Origin of the sequence: Streptomyces kanasensis (assembly GCF_043077165.1) — a bacterium.
Lineage (GTDB): Bacteria > Actinomycetota > Actinomycetes > Streptomycetales > Streptomycetaceae > Streptomyces > Streptomyces changanensis.
Window position 1 is genome coordinate 788,912 of sequence record NZ_JBIBSF010000001.1, and the last position, 25,103, is coordinate 814,014.

Here is a 25,103-nt window from a genome sequence, read left to right on the forward strand (position 1 = left end):
CGGTCCTGCGGTACGACGCCGGACCGCCGCACGGGGGCGGGACGGTCCCGGCCGGGGCCGCCCCGCCGGGGGACCCGGCGCCACCACGGCCCTGTCTACGGCCTCCTCGGCACCCGTCCACCTCCCCGGCGGCCCGACTGGTGCACATCCTGCCGGACGGACCGGCGCGGCGAGCCCGATTCCGCGAACCGGACGCGACTTCCGCCACCGGCACGCCGCATGACGGAACGACAGGACCGGCGTCGGGGGTATCCCGTCTACGGCTGGGGGGCCGGGTCCGGGTCGGTGGCCGGGGTGGTGGTGCCCAGGGGGCGGGAGCGGCGCCAGTGGTGGATGAGGGGGTGGGAGACGGAGCGCCACCACGGGTCCACGGGGAGCTCGGCCGCCGGCTCGAAGGGCCGACCGGGGCGGGGGAACGCGACGCGCTGCCCGGCTTCCGCGGCCGCGTCACGGGTCCACTCCCCCGGCTCCGCCCAGGCGTGCGGGGCGAGGTTGAAGGTGCCCCAGTGGATGGGGAGCAGCACCCCGCCGGGCCGGCCGCCCTGGAGGTCGAGGTGGGCGCGCACGCCCTCCTCGGGAGTCATGTGGATGTCGGGCCAGAAGTCCGAGTACGCGCCGATCTGGATCATGGTGACGTCGAAGGGGCCGTGCGCGGCGCCGATGTCGCGGAAACCGGGGAAGTAGCCCGTGTCCCCGCTGTGGTAGACGCGGTGTTCCGGGCCCTCGACGACCCAGGACGCCCAGAGCGTGTGCTGCTGGTTGCGCAGTCCGCGGCCGCAGAAGTGACGGGCGGGGGTGGCGGTGAGACGTACGTCGCGGATCCGCGTCGACTCGTTCCAGTCCAGCTCGCGCAGGCGGGAGGGGGACACGCCCCAGCGCTCCAGGTGGGCGCCGACGCCGAGCGGGGCGGCGAAGAGGGTGTCGGTACCGGCCAGGGCGCGGACGGTCGGCAGGTCGAGGTGGTCGTAGTGGTCGTGGGAGATCACGACGACGTCGACCGGGCCGAGCGCGGCGAGCGGCGCCGGGACGGGGTGGAGCCGCCGGGGCCCGGCGAAGGTGAAGGGGGAGCAGCGCTCGCCCCAGACCGGGTCGAACAGGACCCGCAGCCCGTCGATCTCGGCGAGGACGCTGGAGTGCCCGGTCCAGGTCAGGCGCAGACCGGTGGCCGGGGCCTCGGCGAGGTCGGCGGCGGTGTGCGGGTGGAGGGGTATCGGGCGCGCGGGGGCGCGGCGCAGGCGCTCCTCCTTGCGGAAGTAGACCTTCGCGAACTCGGTCGCGGAGCCGGACGGCCGGTGGTCGGCGGTGCCACCCGGGTTGCGGAAGGCTCCGTCGGCGAAGTTCGGCGAGCGGCGGATGCGCTCCAGCCGCTCGCCGGCGGCGTCCGCGCCGAAAGCGGCCGGCCGCAGGGAGCGGAGCCGGGCACGCAGCGGGCGGGGAGCGTCGACGCCGGTCACAGCACCTCCAAGGGGCTCGGGGCTTCCATTATGGGCCGACGGCACGACCGGCACCCGGGCGTTCCGGTGGAGGCGGACGGGAGGGTACCGCCAGCGGTCCGGGATACTGTCCCGCGCTGAGGGTGGACGACGGGGCGGGTGACGTGACGAGAGTGCGGCTGGGCGCGGCCGAGCGGCGTGAGGAGCTGCTGCGGGCGACCGTCGAGCAGATCGAGGGGCGGGGGCTCGCGGCGGTGCGGGTCGCGGACGTGGCGGCGGCCCTGGGCGTGAGCGGGGCGCTGGTGCTGTACCACTTCTCCACGAAGGAGCGGCTGGTCGCCGCGGCGTTCGCGTACGCGGCGGAGGGCGACCTCGCGGAGCTGCGGCGGATCCTGGGGCGGCGGGCCTCGGCGGCGCGGCGGCTGCGCGCGGCGGTGCGCTGGTACGTGCCGAGCGGGCAGGCGAAGGGGTGGCGGCTGTGGATCGAGGCGTGGGCGGCGGCCCCGCGCGAGCCGGCGCTGCGGGAGGTCGCCGCGGGGCTGGACCGGCAGTGGAAGGCGGCCCTGGCGGAGGTGTTCGCCGAGGGGGCGGCGGCGGGTGAGTTCCGGTGCGCCGACCCCCGTGGCGCGGCCCGCCGGCTGACGGCGCTGCTGGACGGGCTCGCGGTGCAGATGACGGTCTACCGGGGGTCGCTGGCCCGCGGGACGATGCTGCGCTGGGCGGACGAGGCGCTCGCCCGCGAGCTGGGCGCCGCGGCACCGGCGTAGCGGGGCAGGACGGACGCCGCCGTGACGGGCGGGACGGACGCACGGAACCCGCCCCGGCTGACGCGCGGCGCGGACTCCGGCGTGACGGGCGGGGCGGACGCCGGCGTGACGGCGGAAGCGGTGCGCGGCTGATGCGCGCCCCGGCACCGAGCCGGGCGCGGCGCGGTCTCCGGGCGGACGGGGTGACCGCCGCGCCGGCAGGCACCGGCGCGGCGGCGGGCATCCGCAGTGACGCGCCCCGTGGGCCGCGTCCCCGTGCCCCCGGTCACAGGGGCAGGAGGTCCGGGCGCTTGGCGGAGACACGGTCGCCGGAGCTCTCGCCCCGCAGGCGGCGGCCGATCCAGGGGACCAGGTACTCGCGGGCCCACTGGATGTCGTCGCGCCGCCCCTCCAGGGTCCCGCGCGGCGGGAGCGGCGGCCACGCCTGGTCCGGGTCGGCCGGGACCTCCAGGCCGAGGACCTGCGCGGCGCGCAGGGCCACGCGCGTGTGGCCCTCGGGCGACAGGTGCAGGCGGTCGTGGTCCCAGGCGCGCCGGTCCTGGACGGTCCGCAGGGACCACAGGTCCAGGACGGGGCAGCCGTACCGGTCGGCGATGGCGCGCACGTGGCCGTTGTACGTGGCGATCTTGCCGCGCAGGTGGCGCAGGACCGGCACGCCGCGCGTGTCGAAGCCGGTGGTCACGAGGACCGTGCCGATGTGGGAGGTCAGGTCGACGACCGCCCGCTCGAAGCGCTCGGCGACGTCGTCCGGGTCGCTGCCGGGGCGGATGATGTCGTTGCCGCCGGCGCAGAAGGTCACCAGGTCGGGGGCGAGGGCCTTCGCCCTCGGCACCTGTTCCGCCACGATCTGGTCGAGGAGCCTGCCGCGCACGGCGAGGTTGGCGTAGCGGAAGTGCCCCTCCTCGGGGATCCGGTCGGCCAGCAGGACCGCGAGGCGGTCGGCCCAGCCGACGAAGCGCCCGCCGGGACCCGGGTCCCCGACGCCCTCCGTGAAGCTGTCGCCGATCGCCGTGTACGACCCGATCACGTCGTTCTCCCCCATCGTCGAATCGTCTGCCACGGCAGCACATCATCCTCCGCGCGGTGTGACCTACGCGACCGTAGGAGGGGTTGACGGGGCGTGATCTCCGCCACCGCGCCGCCGCCCGGCACCCCTCAGGGGTGCCGGGCGGCGGCGCGGTGCGGCGGTGCGGGGCGCGCGGAGCGCCGGGCGTCAGATGCTGACGCCGTGGCCCCGGAGGTACGCCAGCGGGTCGATGTCCGAGCCGTAGGCGGGGCTGGTGCGGATCTCGAAGTGCAGGTGCGGGCCGGTGGAGTTGCCGGTGGAGCCGGAGAGGCCGATCTGCTGGCCGCCGCCGACGGTCTGGCCGGCGGAGACGGAGAGGGAGGAGAGGTGGGCGTACTGCGAGTAGTTGCCGTCGGCGTGCTTGATGACGACCTCGTTGCCGTAGGCGCCGCTCCAGCCGGCCGAGACCACGGTGCCCGGGCCGACGGCCTTGACGGTGGTGCCGGAGGAGGCGGTGAAGTCGACACCGGTGTGGTAGCCGGAGGACCACATGGAGCCGGAGGCGCGGTACGGGGTGGAGACGCCCGCCGAGACCGGGGCGGTGAAGCCGGAGGAGCTGCTCTGCGCGGGGGCCTGCTGCTCGACCTTGGCGGCCTTCGCCGGGGCGGCCTTCGCCGGCGCCGGGGACGAGGCGGCGGAGCGGGAGGCGCGGGCCTCGGGACGGGCCTGGTCGGCCTTGTCCGGGTTCTTGGCGCCGAGGGTCAGCTTGAGGCCCGGGTGGATGAGTGCCGGGTCGTCGCCGATGACGTCGCGGTTGTCGGCGTACAGCTTCTGCCAGCCGCCCTTGACGTTCTTGTTGTGCGCGATCTTCGCCAGGTAGTCGCCGGCCGCGACGGTGTAGACCCGCGCGGCGGGCTTGGCGGCCTCGGTGACGGACGCGACGGCGGCCTGGGGGGCGGTGGCCGGGGCGGCCGCGGGGGCGGCGGCGTTGGCTCCGGTCGCGCCGATGAGCGGGAGGGCGATGGCGGCGCCACCGGTACCGGCGGCGACGAAACCGCGGGTGAGCGGGCTGGACTTGGGACGGCGGTGCTTACCCTTGGCGGGCATGGCGTTTTCCTCTCCGGCGCCTGCGAGGTGAGCTGTCGGGTTCGGGCTGGAGCTGCCCGGCCGCGCCGGTGGCGCGACTTCACCCCTAGCCGTACGGGAATTCCCGTACGGCGGACTACCTGGGTCCCCCGCTCCTGCCACACGTTGGGTGAGTGCGAATTCCGGGGCGGCGGCAGGATTCGGCGATCCGCCCGGCTGGTCGGGACCGTAAGCGAGTCAGGACGCCGGGAACAAGCGGATGGTTGCGCCGGTGCATTCATCCTTCGGAATTCGCGCCGGAATTCCGGTCACCCTCCGTGGATTGCGGATCATGTGTTCCCGTGCTGCACAGGCCATTTCGGCGCCGCGGTCGGCCACGGTCCGTCACTTCTATGACGCTGCTCACGCACCGGAGGCCATCTCCCTTGTTTACGGGGCGTGTTACTACTTACGTCGCGAATACGGACAGAAGCCGCCGATCGTGATCAGGGCGACCATCGACCCATCCCCCACCCATCCGGGGCCGCGCCGACGGCGGCCACCGCCGGACCGGTACGCGAAAGACCCCGAACAGGGACAGAACGACCCGCCGGGTCGGCACTCCGCGGGGCCCCGCGCACCCGCCCCGCAGGGCCCTGACCACGGGCGGGGGCCGTGTGCGGACGACAGGAGGACGACCCGCATGGTGATCTTCACCGGGGGAAGCGATGTCGTATCGTCTGATCCGCGACATCGTCGGCGGCCGTCGCCGACGCCAGACACGGAGGAGCCCCCGTGACGCAGCAGCTGCCGGACGTCCCGCCGACCGCCGAGCCGGAGCTCACCGGCGTGCGCAACTTCCGCGACGTGGGCGGGCTGCCGACCGTGGACGGGCGCCGGGTGCGCGACGGTGTGCTGTTCCGCAGCGGGCACCTCGCGCACGCCACCGCCGAGGACGCCGTCCTCCTCGCCTCGCTCGGGCTCCACACCGTCTTCGACTTCCGCAACGCGGCCGACCAGGCGCTGGAGGGGCCCGACGTCGAGCTGCCCGGCGTGCGGAACGTCAACATCCCGCTGACCGACCCGGCCGACGGCGCCGAGTTCTGGCGGATGGTGCGCGACGGCGACATCGAGCAGCTGCGGGACCTCCTCGGTGACGGCAAGGCCGCGGCGCGCATGCGGTACGCGTACCGCAGCATCATCGCCGAGCGGACCGCCGAGCACGGCCGGGTGCTGCACGCCCTCGCCGATGACAGCGTCCCCGCGCTGATGCACTGCGCGGCGGGCAAGGACCGGGCGGGCCTGTCCGTGGCGGTGGCGCTGCTGGCCGTCGGTGTCGAGCGGGACGCGATCGAGGCGGACTACCTGAAGTCGAACGACCCGCGCCGCCGGTACAAGGTGCACCGCAGCGACTCCTCGCCCACCGGGATGTCCCCGGAGGTGATGGAGCTCCTCGCGCCGCTCTTCGACGCACGCGTCGAGTACCTGGCGACGGCGTACGAGACGATCGAGGAGCACTGGGGCTCGACCGAGCGGTACCTGAGCGAGGGGCTCTCGCTCGACGGCGCGACCCGCGAGCGGCTGCGCCACCGCCTGCTCACCGACTGACGGGCGGGGCGGTGACGCCGCCGCGTGGCCGCCGGGCCGCCACCACCGCCCACCGGAGCCGGGTCAGCGGTTGCCGACGGCCTGCTTCACCAGGGTGCGCCCGAAGTCCCAGACGAGCCCGCCGCCGCTGTGGGCCTCGTCCATGACGGCGGTGAACGCGGCGACGAACCGCTCGACGTCCCCCTCCGTGAGGACCAGCGGCGGGATCAGCTTGATCACTTCGAGCCGGTCGCCGCAGACCTGGGTGAGGACGCGGTGCCGCTGGAGCAGCGGCACCACGACCATCTGCGCGAACAGCCCCTTGCGGGCCGTCTGCAGCATCGTCCAGCGGCTGCGCAGCCCCAGGGACGAGGGCCTGCCGAACTCCAGGCCGAGCATCAGGCCGCGGCCCCGCACGTCGTGGAGCATCTCGTACCGGCCGACGAGCTCCGACAGCCGGGCCTTCAGCAGCGCGCCGGTGCGGCGGGCGTTCCCGACGAGGTCCTCGCCCTCCAGCACCGCGAGGACGGCCAGCCCGGCCGCCATGGCCTGGGCGTTGGCCCCGAAGCTGGCGGAGTGGACGACGACGCGGTCCATGGACGAGTAGACCTTCTTGAAGATCCAGTCCTTGCCGAGCGTGGCGCCGACCGGGACGTACCCCCCGGACAGGGCCTTCGCGACGCACACCAGGTCGGGCTCGACGCCCGGCTCGTGCTGGTACGCGTAGAAGTCACCGGTGCGGCCCAGGCCGGTCTGGACCTCGTCGACGATGAGCAGGGCGCCCCGGCGGTGCAGCAGCTCCCGGGCGGCCCGCAGGAAGCCCGGCGGGGTCTCGTGGACGCCCTTGCCCTGGATCGGCTCCACGATGAGCGCGGCCACGTCGCCGCGCCTCAGCTCCCGCTCCAGGGCGTCCAGGTCGCCGAGGCCGATCGCCGTGTCGGGCAGCAGCGGGGCGAAGCCGTCGCGGAAGCACGCCTCGCCGTTGACGGACAGCGCCCCGGCGGTGAGCCCGTGGAAGGCGTGCGCGCAGTACAGGACGCGCTCGCGGCCGGTGGCGCGGCGGGCGAACTTCAGCGCGGTCTCCACGGCCTCGGTGCCGCTGTTGCCGAAGTACACCCGGTCCAGCCCCGGGGAGTGGGACAGCAGCCGCTCGGCGAGGAGGCCGGGCAGGGGGGCGCAGTCGAAGCGGGTGAGGTCGGGCAGGTCGGCGTCGATGACGTCGTGGAGGGCACGGCGGACCACGGGGTGGTGCCGGCCGAGTCCCATCACGCCGAAGCCGGCGAGCATGTCGAGGTAGTCGTTCCCCTCGCCGTCCCAGAAGTGGGCGCCCGCCGCCCGCTCGTACATCTTGTCGAAGCCGAGGGTGCGCAGCATGCGGGGCAGCTGGTGGTTGAGGTGGCGGCTGTGCAGCTCGTAGCGCTCGCCGGCGCGTTCGGCGAGCAGCTTGCCCAGGTCGAAGTCGGTGGTGGTCATGGCTCGCTCCGCACTCCGTTCCGCAGGTCGTCCGGCGGCGACGTGGGCCGCGGTACGTGGTTCGTCCCGCCACCCCGGCCGGGTGGCGGGACGCGGGGCCTCGGTGGTCCGCCGGGCGGTGCCCGCCGGGGTGGGCCCCCTGCCGGCCGGCGGGGCGGCAGGGGGCCGCGTCGACGAAACGTGCCCCGGCGGGGGTCGGCGACCGTGCGCCCGGCGCCGTGCCGGGCGGGTGGTCGTGGAGGGCCGGCATGTCCCACGGCTCGACCGCGCCGCTGGTCCGGGCCGCGCGGCCGCCGGTCTTCGAGCCGCGCCGACGAGGGGGGCGCGGATCCCGGCGGCCGGCAGGTCGCATGGCCCGCCGGTCGGCGCCCGGAGGTCGCGGGGTGTCCCGCCACCGTCCGGGAACGTCACGTCGGGGGCTCATCCCGGGGGCCTTTCCCGGGGGCGCGGTCACGGCGCGGCGCCGCGCCGCGGCGGTCGCGTCAGGCGTGGTCGTGTCGTCAGGCGGGGCCGCCTCACGCCCGGTCGCCTCACGCGCGGTCGCCTCACGCGCGGTTGCCGGCGACGGACTCGCGGGCGGCGCGGAGGGACTCGCGCAGGGAGCCCATGGTGGCGAGGACGGCGGTGGGCTCGTAGCCGCAGTGCGCCATGCAGTTGGCGCACCGAGGATCCTTGCCGCGGCCGTACGCGTCCCAGTCCGTCTCCTCGACGAGCTCCCGGTAGGTGGGGACGTACCCGTCGCTCATCAGGTAGCAGGGGCGCTGCCAGCCGAAGAGGGAGTAGTTGGGAATGGCCCAGGCGGTGCAGGGGAAATCGACCTTCCCCTCCAGGAAGTCGAGGAAGAGCGGGGAGTGGTTGAGCCGCCAGCGCCGCCGGTTTCCGCCGGAGAACGCCTTGCGGAAGAGTTCCCTGGTCTGTTCCACACCGAGGAAGTGCTCCTGGTCGGGCGCCTTCTCGTACGCGTAGGCCGGAGAGATCATCATTTCGTCGACGCGCAGGTCGTCATTGAGGTAGTCCAGGACCTCGATGACGGTCTGAGGGGTGTCGGTGTTGAAGAAGGTGGAGTTGGTGGTGACCCGGAATCCCCGCCGCTTCGCCTCCTTGACCGCCTCGACCGCCTCGTCGAACACGCCCTCCTTGGCGACCGACTCGTCGTGGCGCTCGCGCAGCCCGTCGATGTGCACGGCGAAGGCGAAGTAGGGCGAGGGGGTGAAGTCCGCGATCCTCTTGCGGAGCAGCAGGGCGTTGGTGCAGAGGAAGACGTACTTGCGCCGGGCCACCAACTGGGCGGTGATCTCGTGGATCTGGGGGTGCATCAACGGCTCGCCGCCGGCGATGGAGACCATCGGCGCGCCCGACTCCAGGACCGCTCCCACCGCCTGAGCGACGGGCATGCGCTGCTTCAGGACCCCGGCCGGATGCTGGATCTTGCCGCACCCCTCGCACTTCAGATTGCAGGCGTAGAGGGGCTCCAGTTCGACGATGAGGGGGAACTTCTCCCGCTTGCGGAGCCTCTGCCCGAGCAGATAGGTCCCGACCCGGACTGACTGGCGGAGTGGCATGGCCATCCGGCTACCTCCTGGGGAGCTACAGGGAACGGTGCCATTCATGGAACGCGGGAAGGACGGCACGAAGGACACGGAAGGCCGATATTCCCCCGCGCACCGTCCCGATCCGGACCAGTTCGTGCTCCGGGGCGTCCACGACCACCCGGACGGCGGCAACGGGCCGGGGACCGACGGCCAGCGCCGCCCGCAGGGAGGCCGCTGACTCCATGTCGACGGCGAGCGCTCCGGTGGCGCGCAGGTGCGCCCGCTCCCCGCCCCGTACGACGTGGTCGGAGCCGGTCAGCGGCCCGGTGTGGACCGTCCGTCCCGGCAGCGCCCTGGCGACCGCGGCCACCAGCGCCTCGGGGGCCGTGCACGGGGTGGCGCCGTACGGGCCGCGCGTCTCGTCGGCGACGACCACGTCGCCGGGGTGCATGCCCGGGGCGAGCCCGGCGCAGAAGCCGGAGGCGACGACGGAGGCCCCGTGCAGGGCGCCGTCCCGCAGGGCGTCGGACACGGCGCGGTGGGCCTGCGCGGGGCCCATGCCGGTGCGCAGCACGGTGACCGGACCCGGCGCGCCGTCCGCGCCGCCGCGGGCCCGCGGCCGTCCGCCACCGCGCAGCGCGAACCGCTCGATGCCGAGCGCGCAGGCGACCAGCAGCGGCGCCGCCGGTTCCCGCGCGCGCCGGGCGGCCACTCAGCGGCCCTTGCCGAAGGACGGCTCGCCGTGCACGTACCGGCCGAGCGCGGTGAGCGGGAAGACCTGGCGGTACAGGTGGTAGTTGATGGAGAAGTCCCACGGGAAACCGGTCCCCGTGAAGTACGGCTCGTCCCATGACCCGTCCTCCCGCTGCGTGCGGGCCAGCCACGCCACGCCCCGGTCGACGGCCGCGGAGTTCCGCTCCCCCGCCGCGAGCAGCGCCAGCAGCGCCCAGGCCGTCTGGGAGGCGGTGGAGGCGCCGCGGCCGACCCACTCCTCCTCGCGGTAGGAGCGCAGGTCCTCGCCCCAACCGCCGTCCTCGTTCTGGACGGACTCCAGCCAGGCCACGGCCCGCCGGATCGCGGGGTGCGCCGGTGGCAGCCCGGCCGCGGTGAGCGCCGGCACCACCGACCCCGTGCCGTAGACGTGGTTGACGCCCCAGCGGCCGAACCAGGAGCCGCGGGGCTCCTGTTCGGCGAGGAGCCAGGCGATGCCCCGGCGGGTGCGCGGGTCGTGGGCGAGACCCTCGTGGGCGAGCATCTCCACCACGTGGGCGGTGACGTCGGCGGACGGCGGGTCGATGACCTCGCCGAAGTCGCAGAAGGGCAGCCGGTTGGGGAAGGGGCTGGTGTTGTCGGCGTCGAAGGCGCCCCAGGCGCCGTCCCGGCACTGCATGCCGAGGGTCCAGCGGGCCCCGCGGGCGACCGCCGCGTCGACCCGGTCCGGGTCGGGGTGGCGTACGCGGCGCAGCGCGAGGATGACCTCGGCGGTGTCGTCGAGGTCCGGGTAGGTGTCGTTGTGGAACTCGAAGGCCCACCCGCCCGGCGGCAGGTGCGGTCGGCGCACGGCCCAGTCGCCGCGCCGGACCACCTGCTCGGCGAGCATCCAGTCGGCGGCCCTGACGAGCGCCGGGTGGTCCGCGGGCAGCCCCGCGTCGGCGAGGGCGATGACGGCGAGGCAGGTGTCCCACACGGGTGACTGGCACGCCTCGACCATGCGGGCGCCGTCCTCCCGCCGGACCGCGAACCGGTCCAGCGACTCCAGCCCGGCGCGCATCACGGGGTGGCCGAGGTCGTAGCCGAGGAGGTGGAGGGCGATCAGGGAGTAGACGGCCGGGGGCTGGATGCCGCCCCAGCAGCCGTCGTTCTCCTGCCGTTCGACGATCCAGCGGGCGGCGGCGTTCATGGCGGCGCGGCGCAGCGGGCGGGGAGCGACGCGGCGGTACCGGCGCAGGGCCCGGTCGAGCCGCTGGAACAGCCCGTCCCAGGTGGCGGCCGGGGCGAGCGGGCGCGGCGGGTTCGGGCAGCGGGGGTCGGTGTGCAGCTCGTCGAGCGTGAACGGGGCGGGGCGGACGGGGCGCTTCGCCGAGACGATGGTGAGGGGCACGATCGTCTGGCGGGCCCACTGCCCGAAGTCGTAGATGTTGAGCGGGAACCAGCTCGGCAGGTAGATGAGCTCCGGCGGCAGCTCCGGCAGGTCCTCCCACCTCCACCAGCCGAACAGGGCGAGCCAGACACGGGTGAAGACCCGGGCGGCGGCGATGCCGCCGCGCTGCCGGACCCAGGCGGCGGCGCGGGCCATGTGCGGGGCGTCGGGCGGGTCACCGGCCAGGCGGAGCGCCACGTACGCCTCGACGGTGGCGGAGAGTTCGCCGGGCCCGCCGTGGAAGGTGGCCCAGGTGCCGTCGTCGCGCTGCTCCCCGCGGACGAAGCGGGCGGCGGCCTCGGTGACGGCCTCGTCGCGGATGCCGAGGAACTCCCGCAGGAGGAGGTCCTCGGCGTCCATGGTGACGTTGGTCTCCAGGTCGCCCTTCCACCATCCCTCGCCGTCCTGCCGGCCGAGGAGGTGGTCCACGGAGCGCCGCATCGCCGTCTCCGCGTCGGTCCTGACGTCGGGTGCGGGGGTCGGTGCGGGTGCGGTGGTGTGGTGCGTCCCGGTGGTCGCGATCGTCCGCGGGCCCAGGGCCCCGGCGCTCCCGTCGGTCGTCGCTGTCATGGCTTCCCCTTCGTGCAGTGGACGTGCTGCTGCTACGGGTCTGCCGTCGGCCGCCGCCCGCACGCCGTGCGTGCGGGCGGGGGCCGCCGACCGCGCACTCATATGCGGGTGGAAGCGCTCCTGGGTCCGGGGCCGGGTGTCGGGGCGGGCGCGGACGGGGTCATGGGTGCCGTCATCGCTTCCTGACGACGACGAAGTCGGCGAGGGCGGTGAGCCGGTCGCGTACCCGGGACGGCATCTCGACGCGGTCCAGGGCGCCGACGGCGACGGCGTGCTGGCGGCGGGCCTCGTCGGCGGTCCAGTCGCGGCCGCCGGCTTCCTCGATGAGGGCGGCGCGGGTGGCGAACTCCTCCTCGGAGAACGACTCCAGGTCCTGGCTCTTGGCGTCGGCGGCGAGCAGTTCGCCCAGTCGCTCGGAGGCGGGCCCGCCCGCGGCGAGCGCGGCGACGACCGGCAGGGACTTCTTGCGCTGGCGCAGGTCGCTCCAGGTCTGCTTGCCGGTCGACTCCGGGTCGCCCCAGATGCCCAGCAGGTCGTCGACGGCCTGGAAGGCCAGGCCGAGGTGGTGACCGTACGCCTCCAGGGCGTCGGCGGTGCGGTCGTCGGCGCCCCCGAGAACGGCGCCGATGGAGGCGGAGCAGGCCAGCAGGGCGCCGGTCTTGTTGCCCTCCATCTCCAGGCACTCCTCGACCGTGACCCGCTCGCGGTGCTCGTAGGAGATGTCCTGCGCCTGGCCGTCGATCAGCTTGCGGGTGGCGACGGTGAGGCGGCGGGTGGCCCGGCCGGCCTCGACGGTGCCGAGCTCCAGCAGCACTTCGTTGGCGAGGGCGAACAGGGCGTCGCCGACGAGGATGGCCTGGGCGGGGCCGTGCACCTTCCACACGGTGTCGCGGTGGCGGCGCTGCTCGTCACCGTCCATCAGGTCGTCGTGCAGAAGCGAGAAGTTGTGCACGAGCTCGACCGCGACGGCGCCGGGGACGCCCGTCTCCGGCGGGGCGCCGGCGGCCTCGGCGGACAGCAGCGCGAGGGCCGGGCGGACCGCCTTGCCCCCGTCGCCGTCGGCGGGGCGGCCCAGGGCGTCGATCCAGCCGAAGTGGTAGGCGGCGACGGTGTCCATGGGCTGCGCGAGCCGGTCCACCGCCGCGCGCAGGACGGGGGTGGACAGGGTCCGCCCGCGCTCCAGCAGCGCGGCGACCTCCGCGGCGTCGACGGTGTGGTTCGCCGGGGGCACTGTCGGCACGGTCTCTCCTCTTGTTCCTGTACGCGGTCTCATGCCGCCTCCTCGATGGGGCGTACGTGGGGGCGGCCGAGGGCCGAGAGGGCGGCGGACGCGGCGGCGGAGCCGCTGCGCACCGCTCCTTCCATGGTGGCGGGCCAGCCGGTGGCGGTCCACGCGCCGGCGAGGTACAGGCCGGGGGCGTGGGTGCGGGTGCCGGGGCGGTACCGTCCGACGCCGGGGGTGGGGGCGAACGTCGCCGTCCGCTCCCGGGTCACGAAGAAGTCGTGCACGCGGGCGCCGCGCGCGGCCGGCAGCAGCCGCTCCAGCTCCGGCAGGTAGCGGGCGCGCAGCTCGGCCACGGGGGCGTCGATCTCGTGTCCGGCGGCCGACTGGGACAGGGCCAGGTACTGGCCGCCGTCGTAGCCGGAGGCGGCGGTGCGGTCGAAGACCCACTGGACGGGCGAGCCGAGCGCGGCGAAGAACGGCCGGCGCAGTACGGGGCGGTCGTACAGGACGTGGACGTTGAGGATGGGCGCCGTGCCGATCTTCAGCAGGTCGCCGGGGGCGTCGAGGGCGCCGGGCGGCAGCAGGTCGTGGGTCTCGCGCTGGGGGACGGCGAGGACCACGGTGTCCGCCTCCAGGGTGTCGCCGGGAACGTCGACGACCCAGCGGCCCGCGTCGGCGGGGGTGACGGCGGTGACCTTGGTGCGGACGGCGACGCGGACGCCGCGGGCGTCGAGGGCGCGGCGGGCGAGCGTGTCGTGGAGGTGGCCGAGGGGGACGTGGGCCCAGCCGATGTCGGCGGCGCCGGGCTCGGAGAGCAGACCGGTCTTGAAGACCATGGCGGCGAGGCCGAGTGAGGCGTGGGGTGCGGTGGCGTTGAGCGTGGCGACGCCGACGAGGTCCCACAGCGCCTCGACGGCGCGGCGGGACTGGCCGTGCCGGGCGAGCCAGCCGCCGAAGTCGACGCCGTCGAGGGCGGGGTCGGCGGGGTCGAGGGCCTGCAGGGCGAGGGCGGCACGGCCCACGCCGAGCCGCTCGGCGAGCGAGAGGTGCGGATAGCCGGCGAGGCTGGCCGCGAGGTGCAGGGGTACGGGCAGGGCGGTGCGGCGCAGCCGGCCGAGGCGGGGACCGCGCGGGTGCGCGGCGTCCAGGACGGGCACGTCGAGGCGGTCCTGGACGGGCGCGAGGTGGGCGCCGCCGACGCGGTCGAGGAACCAGCGGTACGCCGAGCAGCAGCGCAGGTAGACGTGTTGGCCGTTGTCCACGGTGAGGTCGCCGCGCCGGAAGGAGAACGCCAGGCCGCCGAGGCGGGGCCGGCCCTCCAGCAGGGTGACCCGCACCCCGGCGTCGGCGAGGCGCAGGGCCGCGGTGACCCCGGCGAGGCCCCCGCCGACGACGACGGCGCTGTGCCCGCTCACGCGACTGCCCCCCGCCCCTGCGCCGGGCGGGTGCGACGGGCACGGCCGGGACCTGCGCAGGCCGCCGGGCGGACGGGCGCCGCGGGGTCGTCGGGGGTGGTGGGGGCAGGCGTCACGGGCGGGCCCTCTCGCTGCGGCGGGAGACCGTGCGCGCGTCGAGGCCGGACAGGCCGCGCACGGCGACGTACGCCTTCTCGTGGCCGGGCAGGGACACGCGGCCCCGCAGCACGGCGCCGGGGTCGCGTTCGATGCGGTCGAGGAGGCGGCGGTAGATGCCGGCCATCGCGGCGACGCACGCGCCGCTGCGCCGGTCGAGCAGGGGCAGCAGCCGGTAGCCCTCGGCGAACAGGGCGCGGGCGCGGCGCACCTGGTGCTGGACGAGTCCGGTGAAGTCGCCGTCCACGGGCGGGGCGGCGGTGCGGAAGCCGTCGGAGCAGCCGAACTTGGCGAGCTCTTCCGCGGGGAGGTAGCTGCGGCCGTTGGCGGCGTCCTCGCGCAGGTCGCGGAGGATGTTGGTGAGCTGGAGGGCGAGTCCCAGGGTGTCGGCGTACTCGGCGGCGCGGGCGGCCTCGCGCGCGCCCGGGGCCGTGCCGAACACGCCGAGGGAGAGCCGGCCGATGGCACCGGCGACGCAGCGGCAGTAGACCCGCAGGTCGTCCCACGTCTCGTAGGCCGCGCCGCGCACGTCCATCAGCACGCCGTCGATGAGTTCGTCGAAGCCTTCCAGCGGCAGCGGGAAGCGGTGGGCCGCGTCGGCCAGCGCGACGGCCACCGGGTCGGTGTCGTCGTCGGCGACGGTGCCGCGCCGGACGCGGTCCAGCACCTCGCGCGTGGCCTCCAGGCGGCTGCGCTTGTCCTCGGGGCCGAGGCCGCCGTCACCGATGTCGTCGACCCGCCGGGAGAAGGCGTACAGCGCCGACATGGCCTGCCGCTTCGCGGTCGGCAGGAGCCTGATGCCGTACGCGAAGTTGCGGGCCTGACGGGCGGTCACGGCCTCGCAGTAGCTGTAGGCCGCCTGCACCGGCGGGGGCGGCTGCGTCGTGGTGTCCACGGTCCCCTTCACCCCTCTCTGCGCGCTGTTCGCCACACCGCTCCCGCCCGGCGGAGCAGGCGGGGCCCGGTGGCCCTGGGCGGTCCGGGGAGCACGTCGTGGCGGGCGGCCGCGATGGCGTCGAGTGCCGCGTGGCCGCCGCCGACGAACCCGGCGAGCAGCAGCCGGAGCCGGCCGCGCACGCTCGCGACGAGCGGCGCCCCCTCCTCCAGCAGGGCGCGGGCCCGCCGCGCCTCGTACGCGACGAGCGCCCGGACCGGGGCGCCGGCGGTGGGGGCGGCCAGGTCGGCCTCGGTGACGTGGAAGCGGGCCATGTCCTCGGCGGGCAGGTAGATCCGGTCGCGGCCGAGGTCCTCGGCGACGTCCTGGAGGTGTTCGACGATCTGCAGGGCGGTGCAGACGGCGTCGGAGCGGCGGACGCGCTCGGGGGTGGTGGTGCCGGTGATCGCGAGGACGAGCCGGCCCACGGGGTTGGCGGAGAGCTCGCAGTAGGCGACCAGGTCGCCGTAGCCGGCGTAGCGCCGCACGTGCTGGTCCTGGCGGTTCGCCTCGACGAGTGCGAGGAACGGCTCGGGGGTCAGGGCGTGGCGGCGCACGGTGGGCCTCAGGGCGCGCAGCAACGGGTGGGAGGGGGCGGCCGAGGCGTCGAAGACCCGCAGCAGGTCGGCCTCGAAGGCGTCGAGCAGGGCGGAGGGGTCCGCGTCGGGGTCGGCGCCGAGGTGGCGGGCGTCGGCCCCGCCGGAGGCCAGGTCGCCGTCGCCGATGTCGTCGACGAGCCGGGCGTAGCCGTAGACGGCCATGAGGTCGGCACGCCAGGCGCGGGGCAGGAAGAAGGGGGCCACGGGGAAGTTCTCGGCCGCGGCCTTGTCGAGCGTGGTGCGCGCGGTGGCGTCGGGGCGCGCCTGCCGGACAACCGTCACTGCGCGCTGCCCGTCGCGGGGACGGCGGGACCCTCGGCGCGTGGGGGGTTCTCCGTCATGGCCGTCACGTCTCCCGTTCTACACTGCGGACCCAATACATCCCATTTCGGACACGCCGCCGGCCCCTCGGACCTATCACCACACTTGGCGTGAATCAGAACCGCTACAGCTTACGCCGAGCACGCTTCGCGACCCGGCCAGGGGCTCCGCACGTGGCACGCGAGGGTGTCCGGGACGGCGGACGCACCGGCTCCGCCGCCCTGACCTGCGCCGTCCGCGCGGTTCCCGAAACTCCCCGGCTACCTGCCGGTGTCCTTCTCGTACGCCCGGAGGACCTCGTCGGTCGGCCCGTCCATCAGGAGTTCGCCCTTTTCCAGCCACAGGACGCGGTCGCAGGTGTCCCGGATCGACTTGTTGCTGTGGCTGACGAGGAAGACCGTTCCGGCCTCCTTGCGCAGCTCCCTGATGCGCTCCTCGGAGCGGATCTGGAACTTGCGGTCGCCGGTGGCCAGCGCCTCGTCGATCATGAGGACGTCGTGGTTCTTGGCGGCCGCGATGGCGAAGCGGAGCCGGGCGCCCATGCCGGAGGAGTACGTCCGCATGGGGAGGGTGATGAAGTCGCCCTTCTCGTTGATGCCGGAGAAGTCGACGATGTCCTGGTAGCGCTCCTTGACCTCCTCGCGGGACATGCCCATGGCGAGACCGCCGAGGATGACGTTGCGCTCGCCGGTGAGGTCGCCCATGAGGGCCGCGTTGACGCCCAGCAGCGAGGGCTGCCCGTCGGTGTAGACCTTGCCCCGCTCGGTGGGCAGCAGACCGGCGATGGCCCGCAGCAGGGTCGACTTGCCGGAGCCGTTGGTGCCGATGAGGCCGATGGCCTCGCCGCGGTAGGCGGTGAAGGTGACGCCGCGCACGGCGTGGACCGTGCGGACGCCGCGGCTCTCGCCCTTCTCGCCGCGGAGCATGCGGCTGAGGGCGGCCGTGGCGCTGCCCCGGCCGGCCGACCCGCCGCCGTGGACGCGGTACACGATGTGCACGTCGTCGGCGATGACGGTGGGGATGCGCGAGCCCGCGGGGCGGGCGTCGTTGGTCTCGTCAGCCACGGCCGTACCGCTCCTCAGCCTTCCAGAAGAACACGAAGCCGGCGACGCCGACGACGACCGCCCACAGGAGCGCGGCGAGCCACACGTGGTCGGGCAGGTTGTCGGAGGTGTAGCCCTCGATCAGCGCGAAGCGGATGAGGTCCATGTAGACGGCCGCCGGGTTGTACATCAGGACGTCGGCGATCCAGGCCGGTTTGTCCCGCAGCATGATCGGGATGGAGAACATGACGCCCGAGGCGTACATCCAGGTCCGCATGATGAACGGCATCAGCTGGGCGAGGTCCGGCGTCTTGCTGCCGAGCCTGGCCATGATCATGGCCAGGCCGGTGTTGAAGAGGAACTGGAGCACCAGCGCGGGCACGATCAGCAGCCAGCTGAGCGAGGGGTAGCTGCCGCACAGCGCCACGATGACGAAGAGCACCAGCATCGAGTACAGCAGCTGCTGGAGCTGCTGGAGCGCCAGCGAGATGGGCAGCGCGGCCCGGGGGAAGTGCAGCGCCCGCACCAGTCCCAGGTTGCCGGAGATCGACTTCACGCCGGACATGACGGACGTCTGCGTGAACATGAAGACGAAGACGCCCGTCACCAGGAAGGGGACGTACACCTTCTTGTCCATGCCCCGGCCCGCTTCGAGGATCAACCCGAAGATCGCGAAGTAGACCGCGGCGTTCAGCAGCGGGGTCGCGACCTGCCACAGCTGGCCGAGCTTGGCCTGGCTGTACTGGGCCGTGAGCTTCGCCCGGGAGAACGTCATGATGAAGTGGCGCCGACCCCACAGCTGCCGGACGTACTCCGCCAGCCCCGGACGGGCGCCGCTCACCGACAGGCCGTACTTGGCGGCCAGCTCGGCCGGCGACAGGCCGTCGTCGGGCGAGGGCGGGACACTCACGGCGACCGCTCGGTCGCGGGTCGTCTCACTCACAGGTCGAAACTTTCGTGTTCACGATGCGGGGGCGGTGGGGTGCGGCCCGGTCCCCGGGGCGGGGGCGACCCGTCCCCGGGGGCGGCCGGGCCGCCGGGTCCGAGCTTGTCAGATGACGGGCGGGCGGCCCAGTCGCGTGAGGCGCCACACCGTGCGCCACCTCATGGGGCGCCGCGGCCCGCAGGGGGTCGTCCAGCCCTCCTTGAAGCCCCCGAACCACGCCTTCAGCGCGGCCCCCGACGGGCGCCTCAGCAGGGTCAGCAGCAGCCACACCCCGACGTACACCGGGACCAGCGGCGCCGGCAGGTTGCGGCGGGCCAGCCACACCCGGTTCCGCGCCACCATGCGGTGGTAGACGGCGTGCCGGGACGGGGCGGTCGTGGGGTGGTGGAGCACCATGTCGGACCGGTAGTCGATCATCCAGCCGGCGTCCAGCGCCCGCCAGGCGAGGTCGGTCTCCTCGTGCGCGTAGAAGAACTCGCCCGGCAGGGGCCCCACCTCCGCTATGACCTTCGTGCGCACGGCGCTCGCCCCGCCCAGGAAGGTCGTGACGCGCGAGGAGCGCATCGGGTCGGAGGCGCGCAGCCGGGGCACGTGGCGCCGCTGCGTGACGCCCGTCTCCGGGTCGGCGATGCGGAAGCTGACGATCCCGAGCCGCGGGTCGGCGGCGAACGCGGCCCGCAGGAGCTCCGCGGTGTCCTTGCCGGGGAGCAGTCCGTCGTCGTCGAGGAAGAGCAGCGCGTCGACGTCCGAGCCGTTCGGGCCGAACGCCTCGATGCCGACGTTCCGGCCGCCGGGGATGCCGAGGTTCTCCGGCAGGTCGACGGTGCGGACCCAGCCGGGGACCCCGCGGACGGGGGCGCCGTTGCCGACGACGACGACCTCGACCGGCTCGCCCTCCTGGCGGGCGACGGACTCGATGAGGGCGTTCAGGTCGTCGGGGCGGTCGCCCATGGTGATGATCACGGCACCGAGCTTCACGGCGTCACCTCAGCCTGCTGGACACGAGGACGGACACCAGGTGCAGCAGCGTCTGCAGCAGGGCGATGGCGGCCAGGACGGCGACGCCCAGGCGGCTGAAGAAGAGGTCGCCCCGGACGGTGTCCGCGACGGCCAGCACCACGATGAGCAGCGACGCCTCGATGCCGAGGACGAGCCGGTGGAACCGCAGCGCGGCGGCGGCCCTGCGGGCGAGCGCCATGCCCGACGAGCGCGGCTCGGCAGCGGCCTCCTTCACCGGCGGCAGGCCGCCCTGGTGGCGGGCGACGCCGACGAGGTCGGTCTCCGCCTTGATGAGGATGGCGCCGAGCGCGGCGAGGGTGCCGAGGAAGGCCCACAGCCAGTCGATGCGGCCGCTCCCCCACAGGTCGGCCGCGCGCAGGCCGAAGCCGACGAGGACCGCCGCGTCGCACAGGTAGGCGCCGACCCGGTCCAGGTACACGCCGGAGAGCGAGAACTGCTTCTTCCAGCGGGCGACCTCGCCGTCGACGCAGTCGAGCAGCAGGTAGAGCTGGACCATCAGCGCGCCGAGGAGCGCGCCCGGGATGCCCGGGACCAGCAGCGCCGGAGCGGCGAGCACGCCCGCGAGGGTCATCACGTACGTCAGCTGGTTCGGGGTGACCCGCGTGGTGACCAGCAGCCGGGTGATGCGCAGGGAGATCTCGCGCATGTAGAGGCGGCCGCCCCAGTGCTCTCCGCTGCGGCGGTCCTTGACCCCGGCCGGATGGACGACCGGGCGGAGTTCAGCTACGGATGGTCTTGGCATAGTCGGCGTACGCGTCCCTGATCTGGTCGGTGGACAGGTCGAGGTGCTCCAGGACGGTGAAGCGCCCCGGGCGGGTCTGCGGCGCGTACTCGACGGCGCGCACGAACTCGTCCGGGGAGAACCCGATCTCCTCGGGCAGCACCGGCAGGCCGTGCCGGCGCAGGACCTCGGCGAAGAGCGACGACTCCTCGCGGGCGCCGCGCAGGTGCATGGCGAAGGCGGCGCCGAGGCCGACCTGCTCGCCGTGGAGCGCGGAACGCGCCGGGTAGAGCAGGTCGAAGGCGTGGGAGATCTCGTGGCAGGCGCCCGACGCGGGACGGGTGTCGCCGCTGATCGACATGGCGATGCCGGTCAGGACGAGGGCCTCGGCCAGCACGATGAGGAACTCGTCGTCCGCGACGCTCCCGGGGTGGCGCAGCACCGCCTCGCCCGCCGTGCGGGCCATGGCCGCGGCGAGGCCGTCGACCTGTTCGCCGGTGTGCCGGTGCGACAGCTCCCAGTCGGCGATGGCCGAGATGTTGGAGATGGCGTCGCCGATGCCGGAGCGGACGAACCGCGCCGGGGCGTCCCGGACCACGTCGAGGTCGATGACCATGGCGATCGGCGAGGGGACGCCGTAGGAGCCGCGGCCGTTGTCGTTGTCGAGGGTGGAGACCGGCGAGCAGATGCCGTCGTGCGACAGGTTCGTCGCGACCGACACCATGGGCACGCCGACCCGCGCCGCGGCGTACTTCGCCACGTCGATGATCTTGCCGCCGCCGAGGCCGACCACGGCGTCGTACCGCTTGCCCTTCATGGCGTCGGCGAGACGGACGGCGGAGTCGATGCTGCCGTCGGCCACGGCGTACCAGTCGGCGTCCGGGAGCAGCGGCGCGAGCTTCTCGCGCAGCGCCTGCCCGGAGCCGTTGCTGATCGCCACGGCCAACTTGCCGGAGGCGGAGATCCGCTGGTCGGCGAGGAGGCCGGCCAGGTCGTCCATCGCTCCGCAGCTGATGTCGACGACCACCGGCGAGGGGATGAGCCGGGTCAGTACAGGCACGCGATCCCACGGCCCTTCGCGAGGTCGTCGTGGTTGTCGATCTCGACCCACTTGACGTCGCCGATGGGCGCCACGTCGATCCGGAAGCCCCGGTCCACCAGCTCCTGGTAGCCGTCCTCGTAGTAGAGGTCCGGGTCCCGCTCGAAGGTGGTCCGCAGCGCGTCCGCGAGGTCCTCGGCGGCCTCCGGCTCGATGAGGGTGACGCCGATGTACTCGCCGGTGGCGGTGGCGGGGTCCATGAGCTTGGTGATCCGCCGGACGCCCTCGCCGTCGGCGGTGATGACCTTCATCTCCTCGTCGGCGAGGTCCTTCACCGCGTCGAGCGCGAGGATGATCCTCCGGCCCTCGCCCCGGGCGGCGAGGAGGGTCTTCTCGACGGAGACCGGGTGCACGGTGTCGCCGTTGGCGAGGATGACGCCCCGCTTCAGGACCTCACGGGCGCACCACAGGGAGTAGGCGTTGTTCCACTCCTCGGCCTTGTCGTTGTCGATCAGGGTGAGCGACAGGCCGTACGTGGCCTCCAGCTCCTCCTTGCGCGCGTACACGGCCTCCTTGCGGTAGCCGACGACGATCGCCACCTCGGTGAGGCCGACCTCGGCGAAGTTGCGCAGGGTCAGGTCGAGGACCGTGGTGTCCCCGTCCACCGGCACGAGGGCCTTCGGGAGCGTGTCGGTGTAGGGGCGCAGACGGCGTCCGGCACCGGCTGCCAGTACGAGGCCGATCATGCGGGTTCTCCTTCGTCGTGGACGGCGGGTGCGTGGGAGGACACCCAGAAGCGGATGGACTCCGCCAGCCCCACCAGCGCGACGGCGCCGGCGAGGGCGGTCAGCGCCAGGGCGAGGCGCTCGCCACCACCCGCCGCGAGGAGGGCGGCGAGGACGGCCACGAGCAGCGTGCGCCCTTCCTGACCGCCGAGCGTCCGTACCAGCCAGACGGGCGGCGCGCCGGTGCCGCCGCGGATGCGGTACACCGTGTCGTAGTGATGGTAGGCGACGGCCGCGACCAGCCCGAACGCCGCGGGAAGCGCCCCGGGGGCGTCGGCGCGGGCGGCAAGGACGAGGATCGTGCCGTACTCGGCGACGCGCAGGACGGGCGGGACGAGCCAGTCGAGGGCGCCCTTCAGGGGCCGGGCGACGGCGGCGCCGGAGGCCAGCGCGTACACGGCGGCCGCCGCGACGACGAGGCCGCTGCCGACGGGCGCGGCGCACGCCGCGTACAGGAGCAGGCCCGCGCCGAGCACCGCGTACGGGGTGCGGCCGCCCAGCGGGCGGGCCCAGCGGCGGGTCGCGCGGGCGGCGAGCTCGGCGAGCGGGCCGCCGTCGGCGAGGTCGGCGAGGGCCCGGGCGGCGCGGTCGGTGCGGCCGGCCCGGCGGGTCAGCGAGCGCAGGACGCGGCCGGCGGTGGTGTAGCAGGCGGCGAAGGCGCAGCCGACGAGCAGGGCGTAGAAGACGACGCGGGGGCTGGTGACGGCGGTGAGCACCGCGATCATCGCCCAGCGCTCCCCGATCGGCAGGACGATCATGCGCCGCACCCAGACCGTCCAGCCGACGCCGTCGAGCCGGTCGGAGAGGGCGGCGGTGGGGCTGGTGTTGGCGGTGGCGTCGTGGTTGGCCTCGTTGAAGGAGAAGTCCACGACGTGCCGGCAGGTCTGGAGGACCATCGCGCCGAGGGCCAGCGCCCAGACGTCGTCCCCGCCGCGGGCGGCGCCGAGGGCGAGGCCCGCGTAGTAGGCGTACTCCTTGGCCCGGTCGAAGGTGGCGTCGAGCCACGCGCCGAGCGTCGAGTACTGCAGCGAGTAGCGGGCGAGCTGCCCGTCGGTGCAGTCAAGGACGAAGGAGAGGAGGAGCAGGACGCCCGCCGCGACGAAGCCGCCGCGGGTGCCGGTCGCGGCGCAGCCGGCCGCGACGAGCGCGGTCAGCAGCGAGGCCGTGGTGACCTGGTTGGGCGTGAGGCCCCGGCGGGCGCACCAGCGGGCGAGGTAGCGGGAGTACGGGCTGACGCAGAACGTGGTGAAGAAGCCGTCGCGGGACTTCACCGCGGAGCGCAGGCGCACGGCCTCGTCGTCGACGGCGGCGACGGCGTCCCGGGTCTCCTTGCGGGCCTGGGGACCGGCCGGTACCGCGGCGACGAGCGAGCCGAGCTCGGGCCGGTGCACGGCGACGCCGTCGGCCTCCAGGGCGGTGGCGAGCGCGTCGGGCAGCGGGGGCGCACCGTCCGCGGACGCGCCGCCGGCCGCGGGGGCGGCGGGCGCGGTCCCGGGGGCGGTCGCGGGCGCGGCGACCGGCACGGAGCCGGGGACCTGGGCGGAGCCGGGGTCGGGCGTGGAGCCGGGGTCGGGGACCTGGGCGGTCAGGGCGCGGGTGAGGGACGGGCGGGCCTCGGGCTGCGCGGTGAGGGCACCGGGCGCCGCCGCCGCCGGGAAGCGGGGGTCGGTCAGCGCGAGGCGCAGCGCGTGGAGGTGCCCGACGAAGCGCGGGTCGACGACGGCGACCCGCTCACCGGCCGGTACGGCGGCGAGGAGCGCGGCGGTCTCGCCCGGGTCCGCGGCGGAGCGGACCTCGAAGCCCAGCGACCGCAGATCGCCCTCGAGCGGCGATCCGGGTACCGGCGGACCGGTGAGGATGGCGGTCGACAGACGAACTCACTCCTTGGACCTGACGGCTGGTGTGCGGTGGCTCGGCCCGGGCGGGCGGCGGCACGTCGGCTGAGGCTATCGGATGAACGGAAGAGCGAGTTCACCGAGGGTTTGCGCGGACGGGAGCGGTCCGGCCGACGGCGGGATCATCATCCTCGATGATCGGCCCGGCCGACAAACGCCAGGTCGGGGACGCCCCCGCCGAAGGCGTCCGCGCGCGGGCGCGAGGCGCGGTCGGGGTGGTCGGCAGGGGTGGCCGGCAGGGACGGCGGGCGGGCCGGGACAGCGGCCGGGGCGGCGGGACGTCCCGGTGAGGACGCCCAGGTCAGAGGGGATGACAACGGTGTTCAGCCTCAGCTTGCCCATACCCCCCACCCGTAGTTGACTGACCGCTCGGAAGGCAGTCACCAACCTGATCGGGAGGCGACCCCATGGGGGCTGGGCACGACCACGGGCACACGCACGGCGGACCGCCGCCGACCGGTACGGCCGGAGCCGCGCACCGCTGGCGGCTGCGGGTGGCCCTGACCATCACGCTGGGCGTGATGGTGGTCGAGATCGTCGGCGGGCTGCTCGCCGACTCGCTCGCGCTGCTCGCGGACGCGGCGCACATGGCCACGGACGCCGTCGGCCTCGGCATGGCGCTGCTCGCCATCCACATGGCGAACCGTCCGGCCACCGCGAACCGCACCTACGGTTACGCCCGCGCCGAGATCCTCGCGGCCCTCGCCAACTGTCTGCTGCTGCTCGGGGCCGGCGGCTACGTCCTGTTCGAGGCGGTCCAGCGGTTCGTCACCCCGGCCGAGACGAAGGGCGGCCTGACGGTCGTCTTCGCGCTGGTCGGTCTGGCCGCCAACATGGTGTCGCTGTCGCTGCTGACGCGGGGGCGCAAGGACAGCCTGAACGTGCGCGGCGCGTACCTGGAGGTGCTGGCGGACGCACTCGGCTCGGTGACGGTGCTGGTGGCGGCGGGCGTCATCCTGGCGACAGGCTGGCAGGCGGCGGACCCGATCGCGTCGCTGGTCATCGGCATGATGATCGTCCCGCGCACGCTGCGGCTGCTGCGCGAGACGCTGGACGTGCTGCTGGAGTCCGCACCGAAGGGCGTGGACATGACGGAGGTCCGGGCGCACCTGCTGGCGCTGCCGGGCGTGGAGGACGTGCACGACCTCCACGCGTGGACGATCACGTCGGGGATGCCCGTGCTGTCGGCGCACGTCGTGGTCGACGCGAGCGCGCTGGACGGCCCGGGGCACGAGAAGATGCTGCACTCCTTGCAGGAGTGCCTGGTCGGCCACTTCGACGTGGAGCACTGCACCTTCCAGCTGGAGCCCGGCGGGCACGCGGAGCACGAGGCCGGCTTCTGCCACTGACGGGACGCCCGTCCGGGCCCCGGACGGCCCTCGGACAGGCCCCGGACGCCCCCCCGCCGCCCGAGGCTCCGGCCGGGGGGCC

General features: G+C 74.5%; 21 protein-coding genes and 1 riboswitch. Of the genes, 3 read left to right on the top strand and 18 right to left on the bottom strand.

Features of this window, described 5'->3' with window-relative positions; translation table 11 throughout:
• Positions 1 to 257 precede the first annotated feature (257 nt).
• Entirely contained in the window at positions 258 to 1,454 is a 1,197-nt protein-coding gene (locus ACF053_RS03465) for an MBL fold metallo-hydrolase (RefSeq protein WP_391952257.1), read from the bottom strand.
• Between the two features lie 143 nt (positions 1,455 to 1,597).
• Here ACF053_RS03465 and ACF053_RS03470 point away from each other — a divergent pair, with 143 nt between their 5' ends.
• The gene (locus tag ACF053_RS03470; RefSeq protein WP_391952258.1) at positions 1,598 to 2,200 is read left to right on the top strand and encodes a TetR family transcriptional regulator C-terminal domain-containing protein; all 603 of its coding nucleotides are present in this window, start codon (positions 1,598 to 1,600) and stop codon (positions 2,198 to 2,200) included.
• Between the two features lie 265 nt (positions 2,201 to 2,465).
• On the opposite strand, the gene ACF053_RS03475 is transcribed toward ACF053_RS03470, so the two are convergent.
• The gene (locus ACF053_RS03475; protein ID WP_391952630.1) at positions 2,466 to 3,242 is read right to left on the bottom strand and encodes an SGNH/GDSL hydrolase family protein; all 777 of its coding nucleotides are present in this window, start codon (positions 3,240 to 3,242) and stop codon (positions 2,466 to 2,468) included.
• A 171-nt stretch (positions 3,243 to 3,413) separates the two neighbouring features.
• On the bottom strand, positions 3,414 to 4,313 hold the full coding sequence (locus ACF053_RS03480; RefSeq protein ID WP_391952259.1) for a M23 family metallopeptidase: 900 nt from the start codon (positions 4,311 to 4,313) through the stop codon (positions 3,414 to 3,416).
• Between the two features lie 2 nt (positions 4,314 to 4,315).
• A riboswitch (cyclic di-AMP (ydaO/yuaA leader) is annotated at positions 4,316 to 4,474 on the bottom strand.
• Positions 4,475 to 5,066: 592 nt separating this feature from the next.
• On the opposite strand from ACF053_RS03480, the gene ACF053_RS03485 reads away from it, so the two are divergent.
• Complete coding sequence (locus tag ACF053_RS03485) at positions 5,067 to 5,879, top strand: tyrosine-protein phosphatase (RefSeq protein WP_391952260.1); 813 nt, start codon at positions 5,067 to 5,069, stop codon at positions 5,877 to 5,879.
• Positions 5,880 to 5,942: 63 nt separating this feature from the next.
• Here the strand turns inward: ACF053_RS03485 and ACF053_RS03490 are convergent, their stop codons facing one another.
• The 15 genes from ACF053_RS03490 to ACF053_RS03560 form a co-directional block, all read right to left on the bottom strand.
• Entirely contained in the window at positions 5,943 to 7,331 is a 1,389-nt protein-coding gene (locus ACF053_RS03490) for an aspartate aminotransferase family protein (protein WP_391952261.1), read from the bottom strand.
• 545 nt (positions 7,332 to 7,876) lie between these two features.
• Positions 7,877 to 8,899: an adenosyl-hopene transferase HpnH gene (hpnH, locus tag ACF053_RS03495; protein ID WP_058942607.1), complete on the bottom strand. Its 1,023-nt coding sequence runs from the start codon at positions 8,897 to 8,899 to the stop codon at positions 7,877 to 7,879.
• Positions 8,900 to 8,918: 19 nt separating this feature from the next.
• A complete protein-coding gene (locus tag ACF053_RS03500) occupies positions 8,919 to 9,575 on the bottom strand; it encodes a phosphorylase family protein (RefSeq protein ID WP_391952262.1) in 657 nt (218 codons plus the stop codon).
• Entirely contained in the window at positions 9,576 to 11,573 is a 1,998-nt protein-coding gene (shc, locus tag ACF053_RS03505) for a squalene--hopene cyclase (protein WP_391952263.1), read from the bottom strand.
• 172 nt (positions 11,574 to 11,745) lie between these two features.
• Positions 11,746 to 12,846: a polyprenyl synthetase family protein gene (locus ACF053_RS03510; protein ID WP_391952264.1), complete on the bottom strand. Its 1,101-nt coding sequence runs from the start codon at positions 12,844 to 12,846 to the stop codon at positions 11,746 to 11,748.
• The gene (gene hpnE, locus ACF053_RS03515) at positions 12,843 to 14,213 is read right to left on the bottom strand and encodes a hydroxysqualene dehydroxylase HpnE (protein ID WP_391952265.1); all 1,371 of its coding nucleotides are present in this window, start codon (positions 14,211 to 14,213) and stop codon (positions 12,843 to 12,845) included. Before hpnE ends, ACF053_RS03510 begins: the two co-directional genes overlap by 4 nt.
• A gap of 112 nt (positions 14,214 to 14,325) precedes the next feature.
• Positions 14,326 to 15,264 (bottom strand): presqualene diphosphate synthase HpnD, encoded by a 939-nt coding sequence (gene hpnD, locus ACF053_RS03520; RefSeq protein WP_391952266.1) that lies wholly within the window; start codon positions 15,262 to 15,264, stop codon positions 14,326 to 14,328.
• 8 nt (positions 15,265 to 15,272) lie between these two features.
• Positions 15,273 to 16,184, bottom strand: a complete 912-nt coding sequence (gene hpnC / locus ACF053_RS03525; RefSeq protein ID WP_391952267.1) for a squalene synthase HpnC — start codon at positions 16,182 to 16,184, stop codon at positions 15,273 to 15,275.
• Positions 16,185 to 16,483: 299 nt separating this feature from the next.
• Positions 16,484 to 17,287, bottom strand: a complete 804-nt coding sequence (locus tag ACF053_RS03530) for an ABC transporter ATP-binding protein (protein ID WP_391952268.1) — start codon at positions 17,285 to 17,287, stop codon at positions 16,484 to 16,486.
• Positions 17,280 to 18,209: an ABC transporter permease gene (locus tag ACF053_RS03535; RefSeq protein WP_058942613.1), complete on the bottom strand. Its 930-nt coding sequence runs from the start codon at positions 18,207 to 18,209 to the stop codon at positions 17,280 to 17,282. The genes ACF053_RS03530 and ACF053_RS03535 overlap by 8 nt, the downstream gene beginning before the upstream one ends.
• Positions 18,210 to 18,317: 108 nt before the next feature.
• Positions 18,318 to 19,190, bottom strand: a complete 873-nt coding sequence (locus ACF053_RS03540) for a glycosyltransferase family 2 protein (RefSeq protein WP_058942614.1) — start codon at positions 19,188 to 19,190, stop codon at positions 18,318 to 18,320.
• Positions 19,191 to 19,194: 4 nt separating this feature from the next.
• On the bottom strand, positions 19,195 to 19,974 hold the full coding sequence (locus ACF053_RS03545) for a CDP-alcohol phosphatidyltransferase family protein (RefSeq protein ID WP_058942615.1): 780 nt from the start codon (positions 19,972 to 19,974) through the stop codon (positions 19,195 to 19,197).
• Positions 19,952 to 21,013 carry an iron-containing alcohol dehydrogenase family protein gene (locus tag ACF053_RS03550; RefSeq protein WP_391952269.1) on the bottom strand — a complete coding sequence of 354 codons (1,062 nt, stop codon included), beginning with the start codon at positions 21,011 to 21,013 and terminating at the stop codon, positions 19,952 to 19,954. The genes ACF053_RS03545 and ACF053_RS03550 overlap by 23 nt, the downstream gene beginning before the upstream one ends.
• Entirely contained in the window at positions 21,001 to 21,738 is a 738-nt protein-coding gene (locus ACF053_RS03555; RefSeq protein ID WP_391952270.1) for a phosphocholine cytidylyltransferase family protein, read from the bottom strand. Before ACF053_RS03555 ends, ACF053_RS03550 begins: the two co-directional genes overlap by 13 nt.
• A complete protein-coding gene (locus ACF053_RS03560) occupies positions 21,735 to 23,648 on the bottom strand; it encodes a DUF5941 domain-containing protein (protein WP_391952631.1) in 1,914 nt (637 codons plus the stop codon). The genes ACF053_RS03555 and ACF053_RS03560 overlap by 4 nt, the downstream gene beginning before the upstream one ends.
• A 431-nt stretch (positions 23,649 to 24,079) precedes the next feature.
• Here ACF053_RS03560 and ACF053_RS03565 point away from each other — a divergent pair, with 431 nt between their 5' ends.
• Entirely contained in the window at positions 24,080 to 25,021 is a 942-nt protein-coding gene (locus ACF053_RS03565; RefSeq protein WP_391952271.1) for a cation diffusion facilitator family transporter, read from the top strand.
• Positions 25,022 to 25,103: the final 82 nt, after the last annotated feature.